Here is a 12,312-nt window from a genome sequence, read left to right on the forward strand (position 1 = left end):
CGCGCTTCGCGGCCAACCCGTCCCGTCTTGCGCCATCCGCCCTTCCCGGCCGCCCGTGCCGCGCCGGGGCATCGGGGACAATTTGGGCATGACATCTCCTGCCTCCCACCGCCACGGCACGGCCGAGCGCACCGCGGTGCTGCTGGTCAACCTGGGCACGCCCGACGCCCCCACTGCCCCGGCCCTGCGCCGCTACTTGGCCGAGTTCCTGGGCGACCCGCGCGTGGTCGAAATCCCGCGCGCAGCCTGGCTGCCGATCCTGCACGGCGTGATCCTGCGCGTGCGCCCCGCCAAGTCCGCGGCCAAGTACGCCAGCATCTGGACGGCCGAGGGCTCGCCGCTGGCGGTGTGGACGCGGCGCCAGGCCGAGGGCCTGCAGCAGCGCCTGCCCGCCTCGGTGCTGGTGCGCCACGCCATGCGCTACGGCAGCCCCGCCATCCCGCAGGTGCTCGACGAGCTGGCCGCCGCCGGCGCCACGCGCGTGCTGGTGCTGCCGCTGTACCCGCAGTACGCCTCCTCCACCACCGCCACCGCCAACGACGCCGTGGGCCGCTGGCTGGCCGCGCAGCGGCGCCAGCCCGAGGTCCGCTTCGTCAACCACTACCCGGACGACGCGGGCTACATCGGCGCGCTGGCGGCGCAGGTGCGCGCGCACTGGCAGCAGCACGGCCGGGGCACCAAGCTGGTGATGAGCTTCCACGGCGTCCCGAAGCGCACGCTGGAGCTGGGCGACCCCTACCACTGCGAGTGCCACAAGACGGCGCGGCTGCTGGCCGAGCGCCTGGGGCTGGGCAAGGACGAGTGGCTGGTGACCTTCCAGAGCCGCTTCGGCAAGGCCGAGTGGCTGCAGCCCTACACCGAGCCCACGCTGGTGGCGCTGGCGCGCGCCGGGCAGCAGCGCGTGGACGTGATGTGCCCCGGCTTCCCGGCCGACTGCCTGGAGACGCTGGAGGAGATCAACATGGAGGTGCGCACCGCCTTCCTGGGTGCCGGCGGCAAGGCCTACCACTACATCCCCTGCCTCAACGACGCCCCGGCCTGGCTCGACGCCCTGGCCGCCCTGGCGCAGCGCCACCTGCAGGGCTGGCCGCTGGAGGACGCGCCCGCGGCCGAGCGCACGCTGCAGCGCGAGCGTGCGCTGGCGCTGGGCGCGACGGCCTGAAAGCAAAAAAGCCGCCGCGGCAAGCGCCCCGCGGCGGCTGAAGGCACACGGCCCGACCTGGAACCGGACCGTGGCAGCGCAGCAAATCGGATCAGAAGCGGTGCTGCACGCCGACCATCACGCCGGTCTGCGAGTCGGAGAAGCCCGTCACGCCTTGCGGGCTGTTGTCGCGCATCAGGTTCACCGGCCGGTCGTTCTTGGCGCGGGCATGGGCCGTCACGGCGTAGAGGTCGGTGCGCTTGGACAGCGCGTACTTGGCACGCAGCACCAGCATCTTCGGGTCGCCGTCGGTGGCCAGGTTGCGCTGGTCCTGGAAGTACAGCGCGGCGGTCAGGCCCACGGCCGGCGTGGCCTGCCAGTTCACGCCCGTCCAGTAGGTGTTGGCGCGCAGGTCGGCGGCACCGGTAGCGGACTGCTCGAAGTGGCGCGCGCCCAGCTTCAGGGCCACGTCCTTGGAAACCTGCCAGGCCGCGCCGACGTGGTAGGTGTTGGTTTCCTCGCGGGCCGGCGTGGCGGGGTTGTCGTTGACGCGCTCGAAGGTCACCGCGGCGCTGAACGGGCCGGCGGCATAGCCCGCACCCACGGCGTAGCGCGAGTTGCTGGTGGTGCTGCCGGGCTGCTCGCCGAAGCCGTAGGAGGCGCCGACCTTCACGCCGCCGAAGGTGCCCTGGTACTTCAGGAGGTTGTCGAACGCGGTGGCCATGCCGTAGGCGCCTGCGGTGGCGCTGCCCGCGGTGGCCCAGGAGTAGGCCGGTGCGTAGCCCATCGGGTCGAAGGGCAGCATGAAGTCGTAGGCCGTGGTGTAGGAGCGGCCGGCCACCAGGCGGCCGAAGCCGCCTTCCAGGCCGACGTTGGCCTGGCGGCGGAACAGGGAGCCCGCCGGGCCGTCGACGGCGCCGTTGTCCAGGAAGAGGCCGCCTTCGAGCTGGAAGATCGCCTTGAGGCCGCTGCCCAGGTCTTCCGAGCCGCGCAGGCCGAAGCGCGAGGTGTTCATGCCGCCGGAGTTCAGGCGCGTGACGGAGTCGCCCGCGGCGTTGGCGTGGTTCGTCCACTCCACGCCGGCATCGACCAGGCCGTAGAGCTGAACGTTGGATTGGGCGTGCACGGCGGCGGCGGCAGGCAGCGCGGCCAGCACGATGGCGAGTTTCTTCATGGGGGTATCTCCTCTTGGTGATGGGCAGTCCCGGAGAGCGGCACGGCTCGCTCCGGGCGTGTCGTCCCACGCCGCCGGCCTTGCCACCGGCGGCACGGGCTCCGCCGCCACGCGGTCCCGGGGCGGGCTGCGCGTGCGGCATGAGTCGGATGAAGGGGCCGGCCCGTGGGGGGCCGGCCGGGGCGCCGCCTGATGTAGCGGCGGGCGTCGCCGGCCTCAGCCGTGCGGGATCGGCGCGGGCGTCTTGGGGCCGCTCTTCATGCGGCGGCGCCAGGCCAGGAAGCGCGGCAGCACCAGCACCGCCACCACCAGGGCCAGCAGCGTGGCCGAGCCCGGGCGCTGCACCAGCACGCTCCAGTGGCCTTCGCCGATGGACAGCGCGTTGCGCAGCTGCGCCTCGGCCAGCGGGCCCAGGATCATGCCCACCACCACCGGCGCGGTCGGGAAGTCGAAGCGCCGCATCACCACGCCCAGGATGCCGATGGCGTAGAGCAGCACCAGGTCGAACGCCGACTGGCGCATGCCGTACACGCCCACGGTGGCGAAGATCAGGATGCCCGCGTACAGCTGGGGCTTGGGCACCTTGAGCAGCTTCACCCAGAAGCCCACCAGCGGCAGGTTCAGGATCAGCAGCATCACGTTGCCGATGTACAGCGAGGCGATCAGCGCCCACACCAGCGCAGCATTGCTGTCGAAGAGCTGCGGCCCGGGCTGGATGCCGTAGTTCTGGAACGCGCCCAGCAGGATCGCCGCGGTGTTGGAGGTGGGGATGCCCAGCGTCAGCAGCGGGATCAGCGTGGCGGTGATGGCGGCGTTGTTGGCCGCCTCGGGCCCCGCGACGCCCTCGATGGCGCCCGTGGTGCCGAACTCCTCCTTGTGTTTGGAGAGCTTCTTCTCCGCGGCGTAGCTCAGGAAGGTCGGGATCTCGCTGCCGCCGGCCGGGATGGTGCCGAAGGGGAAGCCGATGAAGGTCGCGCGCAGCCAGGCGGGCCACGAGCGGCGCCACTCGGCCTTGGTCATGTGCACCCGGGTGAGCTTGTTCTGCGTCTCGTCGGTCTTGCCTTCGAACAGCACCGCGTACAGGCACTCGGCCACGGCGAACAGGCCCACGGCGATGAGCACCACCTCCAGCCCGTCCATCATCTCGGGCATGCCCGCGGTGTAGCGCGCCTGGCCCGTGATCTGGTCAATGCCCACCAGCCCCATGGCCAGGCCGATGAACAGCGCGGTCAGCCCGCGCACCGTGCTCTTGCCCAGCACCGCGGTCACGGTGCAGAAGGCCAGCACCATCAGCATGAAGTACTCGGGCGGGCCCAGCAGCACGGCGTACTTGGCCACCAGCGGGGCGCAGAAGGTCACCAGCACCGTGGCGATGGTGCCGGCCACGAAGGAGCCGATGGCCGCCGTGGCCAGCGCCGCACCGGCGCGGCCGTTGCGCGCCATCTTGTTGCCTTCCATGGCCGTGACCATGGAGCCCGCCTCGCCCGGCGTGTTGAGCAGGATGGACGTGGTGGAGCCGCCGTACATCGCGCCGTAGTAGATGCCGGCGAAGAAGATCATCGACGCCGTCGGGTCCACCTGGAGCGTGATGGGCAGCAGCATCGCCACCGCCGTGGCCGGGCCGATGCCCGGAAGCACGCCCACGGCCGTGCCGATGGTGCAGCCCACCAGGGCCCACAGCAGGTTCACCGGCGTGCCGGCCGTGGCAAAGCCCTGCAGCAGGGCATTCAAGATTTCCATTACAGCCACCCCGTGCCGGTGAGGCCCGGCAGGTTGATCGCCAGGCCTTTCGTGAACATCCAGTACACCGGCGCGGCGATGGCCAGGCCGACGAGCAGGTCCGTGACGAAGGACCGCAGCGAGCGGTCGCGCCGCCCCTCGGCAGCCTTGAAGCCGCGCACGGCCAGCATGAAGCACAGCGCGCAGCTCAGGGTGAAGCCCAGCCGTTCGATCAGCGCAGCGTTCAACAGCAGCCCGGCCGACACCCACACGAAGCCCGGCCAGAAGCCGCGCTCGCCCTCCTCGGGCGCTTCAAGCTCGCGGAAGCCGCCCGTGGCGGCCTCGTAGATCAGCCAGCCGCCGCACGCCAGCAGTGCCAGCGTCACCAGCCAGGGCAGGAAGTTGGGCCCCACGCCGGCGTAGCCGGCTTCCGAGGGAATGTTGGATGCGCCCCAGGCCAGCAGCGCCGCGGCCCCCAGGGCCGCCGCGCCGACCAGCATCTGCGCCGATCGGGAGCTGCTCATCACACCATCCCGGACTTGGCCATGATCGCGCGCAGGCTCGCGAACTCGTCGTCCACGAACTTGCCGAAGGCGTCGCCCGTGAGCAGCGCCGGCGTCCAGCCGTTCTGCTGCACCGCCTGGGTCCAGGCCGGCGCCTGGGTGGCCTTGGTGACCATGTCGATCAGCGCCTTGCGCTGCTCGGCCGTGATGCCGGGCGCGCCGTACACGCCGCGCCAGTTGCTGATCACGACGTTCCAGCCCTGCTCCTTGAGCGTCGGGGCGTCCAGGCCCTTGAGGCGCGCCTCGGAGGTGGTGGCGATGGGCTTCATCTTGCCGCCCTTGATGTACTCGCCGAACTCGGTCAGCGCGCTGGCGCCCACCGTGACGTTGCCGCCCAGGATGGCGGCCACCGCCTCGCCGCCCCCACGGAAGGCGACGTAGTTGATCTTGGTCGGATCGACGCCGGCCTCGCGCGCCAGCATCGCCACGGCGATGTGCTCGGTGGAGCCGCGCGAGCCGCCGCCCCACTTGACGCTGCCCGGGTCCTTCTTCATCTGCTCCACGACGTCCTTCATGGACTTGAAGGGAGAATTCGCGGGCAGCACGAACACCTGCGACTCGCTGAGCAGCCGCGCCAGCGGCGTGGCCTGCGTCACGTTGACCGGCGGCTTGCCGGTGATGATGCCGCCCAGCATGACGGCGCCCATCACCATCAGCGCGTTCGGATCGTTCTTGCTGGCGTTGACGAACTGCGCCAGGCCGATGGCGCCGGCGGCGCCACCCTTGTTGTCATAGTTGACCGAGGAGGCCACGCCCGCCTCCATCAAGGCCTTGCCCAGGGCGCGGCCGGTGGTGTCCCAGCCGCCACCGGGGTTGGCGGGGATCATCATCTTGAGGTTGGTGGCGGCGCGGGCCGACAGCGGCAGCGCACCGACGGCGGCCAGTGCGGCCAGCGAACGCAGGAAGGTGTCTCGACGCATGGATGTCTCCTCGTGGTCTTGGCTCGGGGTCGGGGGCATTTTTCGAGCCGGCGCTGTCGATCGGCTGTCAAACAGGTCAGGGTATTTACGGAGCTGTAGCGCATGAAGTTGCTGCTGGTGGAAGACGACGCGGCCATGCAGGCCGCCATGCAGCGGGCGCTGGAGCGCCGGGGGTTCCAGGTCAGCACCTGCGGCGACGGCGCGCGGGCGCTGGACCGCTGGCGCGCGGCCGTGCCCGACGCGGTGGTGCTGGACCTGAGCCTGCCCGGGCTGGACGGGCTGCAGGTGCTGGCGCAGGCGCGCGCCGAGGGACTGGATGCGCCGGTGATCATCCTCACCGCCCGCGGCACGGTGGGCGACCGCATCCTGGGCCTGAACACGGGCGCGGACGACTACTTGCCGAAGCCCTTCGACCTGGACGAGTTGGAGGCGCGGCTGCGTGCCCTCGTGCGCCGGCGCGGCGGCAACGGTCCGGCCGATACCACGAGCTGGTGCGGGCTGCGCGTGGACGCCTCCAGCGGCGCCGTCTACCACCTCGACAAGCCGCTGGAGCTGGCCCCGCGCGAGGCCGCGCTGCTGCGCGCGCTGCTGGGCCGGCCCGGGCACGCAGTGGCCAAGGAGCGGTTGTTCGAGATCGTGTTCGCGGGCGACGACTCGGTGCAGATCGAGGCCGTCGAGGTGGTGGCGTACCGGCTGCGCAAGAAGCTCGCGCCCACCGGCGTGCAGCTGGTGACGCTGCGCGGGCTGGGCTATTTGCTGCAGGCGCCGGCGTGAGCCGCGGCGGCGCGGACACGGGCCCGGACGTGCACGCGGCGCGGCTGTCGCTGCGCGCGCGGCTGCTGCTGGGCATCCTGGTGCCGGTGCTGGCGCTGGTGAGCTTCAACGGCTGGAGCCTGTACCGCCAGGCGCTGCAGGCGGCCGACCAGGCGTACGACCGCACGCTGCTGGCCTCGGCCAAGTCCATCGGCGAGATGCTCTACCTCGTCCGCGAGGGCGAGCGGGTGCGGCTGCACGCCACCGTGCCCTACGCGGCGCTGGAGGCCTTCGAGGTCGACAACCGCAGCCGCCTCTACTACCGCGTCACGGGCTTCGACGGCGAGCTGCTCTCGGGCTTCTCGGACCTGCCGCGCTGGCAGGGCCGCATTCCCGACCGGCCGCCCTACGCCGCGCTGGTGGACTTCTACGACGGCCAGTACCAGGGCGTGCCGGTGCGCATGGCGGTGCTGCTGCAGCCCGTGGCTTCCGAGATCGGCCAGGGCATGGCCACGATCCAGGTGGCCGAGACGCTGGAGCTGCGCCGCACGCTGGCGCGCCAGCTCCTGCTGGAGGCGCTGTGGCACCAGGCGCTGCTGGTGGCGGTGATCGTGCTGGTGGTGCTGTGGGTGGTGCAGCGCGCCACCGCGCCGGTGCGCCGGCTCAGCGAGGAGGTGGAGGCGCGCGACGAGGCCACGCTCGCGCCCATCCACGCGCCCGATGCACCGCGCGAGCTGCAGCCGCTCATCGCCGCCACCAACGCCGTGATGGCGCGCCTGGAGCACGCGGCGGCACAGCAGAAGCGCTTCGTGCGCGACGCCTCGCACCAGCTGCGCACGCCGCTGGCGGTGCTCAAGGTGCAGGTGCAGTCCGCGCTGCGCGGCGACGTGCCGCCGCGGGAGGCGCTGCAGGAGATCGCCGCCACGGTGGAGCGCGCCACGCAGCTGGCCAACCAGATGCTGGCGCTGGCCAAGGTGGAACAGCTGCGCCAGCAGCGCGACGCGCCGGTCAGCAACTGGGCCGCCATCGTGCATGCGCTGGCGCTGGAGCTGTCGGCGCTGATCGCGCAGCGCGGGCTGGACTTCGAGCTGGACCTGGGCGAGGCCGCCGCGCCGGTGCCAGTGCGCGCGCACGAGTGGGCGCTGCGCGAGCTCACGCGCAACCTGCTGCACAACGCCATCCGCCACACGCGCACGCTGCTGCTGGTGCGGCTGGAGCACGCGGACGGGCAGGCGGTGCTCACCATCCGCGACGACGGTCCCGGCATCGCACCGGCACAGCGCGCGCATCTGTTCGAAGCTTTTTCCGCCTCCACCAGCGCCGGCGGCACCGGGCTCGGGCTTGCGATTTGCCACGAAATCGTCATGTCGCTGGGCGGCCACATCGAGCTGCTGGACCGCGGCGCGGCTGACCGCGTCGAAGGCCTGGACGCCGTGGTGCGCCTGGCGCTGGCCGACAATCCCGCCCCATGATCGAACTGCCCCTCCAAGAACGCGTACGGCTGGACAAGTGGCTGTGGGCGGCCCGCTTCTTCAAGACCCGCGGGCTGGCCGCCGAGGAAATCGGCAAGAACCGCATCAGCGTCAACGGCCAGGTGGCCAAGGCCTCGCGCGAGCTCAAGGCCGGCGACCGCGTCTCGTGGCGCCAGCAGGGCGTGCTGCGCGAGATCGAGGTGCGGGCCCTGAGCGAAGTGCGCGGCCCGGCGCCGCTGGCGCAAGCGCTGTACATCGAAACCCCCGAGAGCCTGGAAGCACGCCGCGTCGCGGCCGAGCAGCGGCACCAGGGCATCGAGCCCGCCCAGACCATTGCCGGCGGGCGGCCTACCAAGCGCGACCGGCGTGATCTCGAACGCGAGCAGCACACCCGTGTCGAATGGGACCGCTGGAGCGCCAAGCTCGGCGACTGAGGCCATGTCACTCCGCCCACGGTGGCCCGCGACGCATGCGGTGGCTGGCCTCCTCCAGGCCGGCCGAACTTTTTTTGGATTGACCCTCTTGAAGCCCTGGGGATCAACCCCAGTTGGCGAGGCGATGGAGTTCACCACACCCATGAACCACACCGACAACACCACGTCCCCCGAGGCGGCCGCCGTGCCGCCGGCCGCCGATACGCCCAGTGCCGCCGCAGCCGCCGAGGCCACTGCCGCCTACGCCGCCAATGCCACGCCGGCCGCCAACGGCACGGCCGACGCCGCACCGGCCTCGCTGGAGCAGCGCCTGAGCGAGCTGGAAGCGCGCCACGCCGAGGTGTCCGACGCCTATCTGCGCGCCAAGGCCGAGGTCGAGAACGTGCGCCGCCGTGGCGAGGAAGAAGTGTCCAAGGCGCGCAAGTTCGCCGTCGAGGCCTTTGCCGAGAGCCTGCTGCCCGTCAAGGACAGCCTGGAAGCGGCCATCGCCACCCCCGGCGCCAACACCGCTCAGGTGCTCGAAGGCGTGCAGGCCACGCTGCGCCAGCTCAGCCAGGCACTGGAGCGCAACAAGGTGGTGGAAGTGGCCCCGCCCGCGGGCACGCGCTTCGACCCGCACCAGCACCAGGCCATCAGCATGGTGCCGGCCGACCAGGAAGCCAACACGGTCGTCAGCGTGCTGCAGAAGGGCTACCTGATCGCCGAGCGCGTGCTGCGTCCGGCGCTGGTCACGGTGGCCGCTCCCAAGTAAAGACCAAGGCGGTTGCGCGGTCTTGAAAGTACCCCGCCCGGCCGCACTTCCCAGAACAACCAGACATCCCTGAGATACCAGGAGCAAAACATGGGCAAGATTATCGGCATCGACCTCGGCACCACGAACTCGTGCGTGGCCGTGATGGAAGGCAACACCACCCGCGTCATCGAGAACAGCGAAGGCGCGCGCACCACGCCCTCCATCGTTGCGTACCAGGAAGACGGCGAGATCCTGGTCGGCGCTTCCGCCAAGCGCCAGGCCGTCACCAACCCCAAGCACACCTTCTACGCCGTCAAGCGCCTGATCGGCCGCAAGTTCACCGAGAAGGAAGTGCAGAAGGACATCGACCTGATGCCCTTCAAGATCGTGGCCGCCGACAACGGCGACGCCTGGGTGGAAGAGCGCGGCAAGAAGCTCGCGCCGCCCCAGGTCAGCGCCGAAGTGCTGCGCAAGATGAAGAAGACGGCCGAGGACTACCTCGGCGAGGAAGTGACGGAAGCCGTGATCACGGTGCCCGCCTACTTCAACGACAGCCAGCGCCAGGCCACCAAGGACGCCGGCCGCATCGCGGGCCTGGACGTCAAGCGCATCATCAACGAGCCCACCGCCGCCGCCCTGGCCTTCGGCCTGGACAAGCACGGCAAGGGTGACCGCAAGATCGCCGTGTTCGACCTCGGCGGCGGCACCTTCGACATCTCGATCATCGAGATCGCCGACGTGGACGGCGAGAAGCAGTTCGAGGTGCTCTCCACCAACGGCGACACCTTCCTGGGCGGCGAGGACTTCGACCAGCGCATCATCGACTACATCGTCACCGAGTTCCGCAAGGAGCAAGGCGTCGATCTGACCAAGGACGTGCTGGCGCTGCAGCGCCTGAAGGAAGCCGCCGAGAAGGCCAAGATCGAGCTGTCCAACAGCACGCAGACCGACATCAACCTGCCCTACATCACGGCCGATGCCTCGGGTCCGAAGCACCTGAACATCAAGCTCACGCGGGCCAAGCTCGAAGCGCTGGTCGAGGAGCTGATCGAGCGCACCATCGAGCCCTGCCGCGTCGCCATCAAGGACGCGGGCGTCAAGGTCAGCGACATCGACGACGTGATCCTGGTCGGCGGCATGAGCCGCATGCCCAAGGTGCAGGAGAAGGTCAAGGAGTTCTTCGGCAAGGACCCGCGCAAGGACGTCAACCCTGACGAGGCCGTGGCCGTCGGCGCCGCCATCCAGGGCCAGGTGCTGGGCGGCGAGCGCAAGGACGTGCTGCTGCTGGACGTTACCCCGCTGAGCCTGGGCATCGAGACCCTGGGCGGCGTGATGACGAAGATGATCAAGAAGAACACGACCATCCCGACCAAGTTCGCGCAGACCTTCTCCACCGCCGACGACCACCAGCCGGCCGTGACGATCAAGGTCTACCAGGGCGAGCGCGAGATGGCCACGGGCAACAAGAGCCTGGGCGAGTTCAACCTCGAAGGCATCCCGCCGGCGCCGCGCGGCGTGCCGCAGATCGAGGTGACCTTCGACATCGACGCCAACGGCATCCTGCACGTCTCGGCCAAGGACAAGGGCACGGGCAAGGAGAACAAGATCACCATCAAGGCGAACTCGGGCCTGTCCGAGGCCGAGATCGAGAAGATGGTGAAGGACGCCGAGATGAACGCGGCCGACGACAAGCGCAAGCTGGAGCTGGTGCAGGCCCGCAACCAGGCCGACGCCCTGGTGCACTCGGTGCGCAAGAGCCTGGGCGAGCATGGCGACAAGCTCGATGCCGGCGAGAAGGAGAAGATCGAGGCCGCGCTGAAGGACACCGAGGAAGCGCTCAAGGGCGACGACAAGGACGCCATCGAGGCCAAGACCGAGGCCCTGATGGCTGCCAGCCAGAAGCTCGGCGAGAAGGTCTACGCCGATGCCCAGGCCGCGGCCGGTGCCGCCGGTGCCGCCGGTGGTGCCGCCCCGGGCGGCGAGGCACCGCAGCAGCAACAGGCTTCCGCCGCCTCGGGCTCGCGTCCTGCCGACGACAACGTCGTGGACGCCGAGTTCAAGGAAGTCAAGGACAAGAAGTGACGCGCCTCTGAGCCCCGCCGCTGACTTCTAACTTCCAGAAAAACACCCCCGTGTGGGCTCCGAGCGCACACGGGGGCTTTTTGCATCGACGCAGCAATTGCCATGGCAAAGCGTGATTACTACGAGGTCCTCGGACTGGCGAAAAATGCCAGCGAGGAGGACATCAAGAAGGCCTACCGCAAGCTGGCCATGAAATACCACCCTGACCGCAATCAGGGTGACGATGCCAAGAAGGCCGAGGAGAAGTTCAAGGAGGCCAAGGAGGCCTACGAGATGCTCTCCGAGCCGCAGAAGCGGGCCGCCTACGACCAGTACGGCCATGCGGGCGTGGACCCGAACATGGGTGCGGGCCGCGGCCCGGGCCCTGAGGGCTTCGGCGGCTTCGCGGAGGCTTTCGGCGACATCTTCGGCGACCTCTTCGGCCAGGGCGGTGGTGCCGGCGGACGCCGCGGCCCCGGCGGACAGCAGGTCTACCGTGGCGGCGATCTCAGCTACACGATGGAGATCACGCTGGAGGAAGCGGCCAACGGCAAGGAAACGCAGATCCGCATCCCGAGCTGGGAGAGCTGCGAGACCTGCCACGGAAGCGGCGCCAAGCCCGGCACCAGCCCCAAGGCCTGCCCGTCCTGCGGTGGCTCGGGCACGGTGCACCTGCGCCAGGGCTTCTTCAGCATCCAGCAGACCTGCCCGCACTGCCACGGCAGCGGACGCATCATTCCCGAGCCCTGCCCCACCTGCTCCGGCGCGGGCAAGCTGCGCAAGCAGAAGACGCTGGAGGTGAAGATCCCCGCCGGCATCAACGAGGGCATGCGCATCCGCTCCGCCGGCAACGGCGAGCCCGGCACCAACGGCGGCCCGCCGGGGGACCTGTACATCGAGATCCGCATCAAGCAGCACGAGATCTTCGAGCGCGACGGCGACGACCTGCATTGCACCATCCCGGTGAGCATGACCCACGCCGCCCTGGGCGGCGCGGTGGAAGTGCCCACCCTGGGCGGCAAGGCCGAGATCGAGCTGCCCGAGGGCACGCAGCACGGCAAGACGTTCCGCCTGCGCGGCAAGGGCATCAAGGGGCTGCGGTCGAGCTACCCCGGCGACCTCTACTGCCACGTCGCGGTGGAGACGCCCGTGAAGCTCACCGAGCACCAGCGCAAGCTGCTCAAGGAGCTCGACGAGTCCTTCCGCAAGTCCGGCGACCGGCATTCGCCCAACGCGAAGAGCTTCACCGACCGCATCAAGGACCTGTTCAAGTAGGCCGCCCGGGCATTCCGGGCTCGATGAAGCACAGCGGGCCCGGATTGCCGGGTGACGCTCACCAGAA

At 70.1% G+C, this 12,312-nt stretch carries 11 protein-coding genes; 7 read left to right on the forward strand and 4 right to left on the reverse strand.

Translation table 11 applies throughout. The features are described from left to right. Window positions 1-88: 88 nt before the first annotated feature. The gene (gene hemH / locus H537_RS0119400; RefSeq protein WP_028999146.1) at window positions 89-1,162 is read left to right on the forward strand and encodes a ferrochelatase; all 1,074 of its coding nucleotides are present in this window, start codon (window positions 89-91) and stop codon (window positions 1,160-1,162) included. Window positions 1,163-1,253: 91 nt separating this feature from the next. On the opposite strand, the gene H537_RS0119405 is transcribed toward hemH, so the two are convergent. The 4 genes from H537_RS0119405 to H537_RS0119420 form a co-directional block, all read right to left on the reverse strand. Continuing rightward, complete coding sequence (locus H537_RS0119405; protein WP_028999147.1) at window positions 1,254-2,315, reverse strand: porin; 1,062 nt, start codon at window positions 2,313-2,315, stop codon at window positions 1,254-1,256. Window positions 2,316-2,531: 216 nt separating this feature from the next. Further along, window positions 2,532-4,055 carry a tripartite tricarboxylate transporter permease gene (locus tag H537_RS44295; protein WP_051243000.1) on the reverse strand — a complete coding sequence of 508 codons (1,524 nt, stop codon included), beginning with the start codon at window positions 4,053-4,055 and terminating at the stop codon, window positions 2,532-2,534. After that, window positions 4,055-4,558, reverse strand: a complete 504-nt coding sequence (locus H537_RS0119415; RefSeq protein WP_028999148.1) for a tripartite tricarboxylate transporter TctB family protein — start codon at window positions 4,556-4,558, stop codon at window positions 4,055-4,057. Before H537_RS0119415 ends, H537_RS44295 begins: the two co-directional genes overlap by 1 nt. Further along, complete coding sequence (locus tag H537_RS0119420; protein WP_028999149.1) at window positions 4,558-5,517, reverse strand: tripartite tricarboxylate transporter substrate binding protein; 960 nt, start codon at window positions 5,515-5,517, stop codon at window positions 4,558-4,560. Before H537_RS0119420 ends, H537_RS0119415 begins: the two co-directional genes overlap by 1 nt. Window positions 5,518-5,619: 102 nt before the next feature. Between H537_RS0119420 and H537_RS0119425 the strand changes: the two genes are divergently transcribed. The 6 genes from H537_RS0119425 to dnaJ all read left to right on the forward strand — a co-directional run bounded on the left by H537_RS0119425 (window position 5,620) and on the right by dnaJ (window position 12,245). Then, entirely contained in the window at window positions 5,620-6,291 is a 672-nt protein-coding gene (locus tag H537_RS0119425) for a response regulator transcription factor (RefSeq protein WP_028999150.1), read from the forward strand. Next, complete coding sequence (locus H537_RS0119430) at window positions 6,288-7,742, forward strand: sensor histidine kinase (protein WP_238446737.1); 1,455 nt, start codon at window positions 6,288-6,290, stop codon at window positions 7,740-7,742. Before H537_RS0119425 ends, H537_RS0119430 begins: the two co-directional genes overlap by 4 nt. After that, window positions 7,739-8,176 (forward strand): RNA-binding S4 domain-containing protein, encoded by a 438-nt coding sequence (locus H537_RS0119435; protein ID WP_028999152.1) that lies wholly within the window; start codon window positions 7,739-7,741, stop codon window positions 8,174-8,176. The genes H537_RS0119430 and H537_RS0119435 overlap by 4 nt, the downstream gene beginning before the upstream one ends. Before the next feature lie 142 nt (window positions 8,177-8,318). Beyond that, window positions 8,319-8,927 (forward strand): nucleotide exchange factor GrpE, encoded by a 609-nt coding sequence (gene grpE, locus H537_RS0119440; protein WP_051243067.1) that lies wholly within the window; start codon window positions 8,319-8,321, stop codon window positions 8,925-8,927. A gap of 90 nt (window positions 8,928-9,017) precedes the next feature. Beyond that, a complete protein-coding gene (gene dnaK / locus H537_RS0119445; RefSeq protein ID WP_028999154.1) occupies window positions 9,018-10,991 on the forward strand; it encodes a molecular chaperone DnaK in 1,974 nt (657 codons plus the stop codon). A gap of 102 nt (window positions 10,992-11,093) precedes the next feature. Then, on the forward strand, window positions 11,094-12,245 hold the full coding sequence (gene dnaJ / locus H537_RS0119450; RefSeq protein ID WP_028999155.1) for a molecular chaperone DnaJ: 1,152 nt from the start codon (window positions 11,094-11,096) through the stop codon (window positions 12,243-12,245). Window positions 12,246-12,312 lie beyond the last annotated feature (67 nt).

This window comes from Azohydromonas australica DSM 1124, from assembly GCF_000430725.1.
Classification (GTDB): domain Bacteria; phylum Pseudomonadota; class Gammaproteobacteria; order Burkholderiales; family Burkholderiaceae_C; genus Azohydromonas; species Azohydromonas australica.

Bases quoted from the DNA above. Each gene is read 5' to 3' on its own strand.
- hemH (WP_028999146.1), top strand. From the start codon at position 89: ATGACATCTCCTGCCTCCCACCGCCACGGCACGGCCGAGCGCACCGCG.
- H537_RS0119405 (WP_028999147.1), bottom strand. From the start codon at position 2,315: ATGAAGAAACTCGCCATCGTGCTGGCCGCGCTGCCTGCCGCCGCCGCC.
- H537_RS44295 (WP_051243000.1), bottom strand. From the start codon at position 4,055: ATGGAAATCTTGAATGCCCTGCTGCAGGGCTTTGCCACGGCCGGCACG.
- H537_RS0119415 (WP_028999148.1), bottom strand. From the start codon at position 4,558: ATGAGCAGCTCCCGATCGGCGCAGATGCTGGTCGGCGCGGCGGCCCTG.
- H537_RS0119420 (WP_028999149.1), bottom strand. From the start codon at position 5,517: ATGCGTCGAGACACCTTCCTGCGTTCGCTGGCCGCACTGGCCGCCGTC.
- H537_RS0119425 (WP_028999150.1), top strand. From the start codon at position 5,620: ATGAAGTTGCTGCTGGTGGAAGACGACGCGGCCATGCAGGCCGCCATG.
- H537_RS0119435 (WP_028999152.1), top strand. From the start codon at position 7,739: ATGATCGAACTGCCCCTCCAAGAACGCGTACGGCTGGACAAGTGGCTG.
- grpE (WP_051243067.1), top strand. From the start codon at position 8,319: ATGAACCACACCGACAACACCACGTCCCCCGAGGCGGCCGCCGTGCCG.
- dnaK (WP_028999154.1), top strand. From the start codon at position 9,018: ATGGGCAAGATTATCGGCATCGACCTCGGCACCACGAACTCGTGCGTG.
- dnaJ (WP_028999155.1), top strand. From the start codon at position 11,094: ATGGCAAAGCGTGATTACTACGAGGTCCTCGGACTGGCGAAAAATGCC.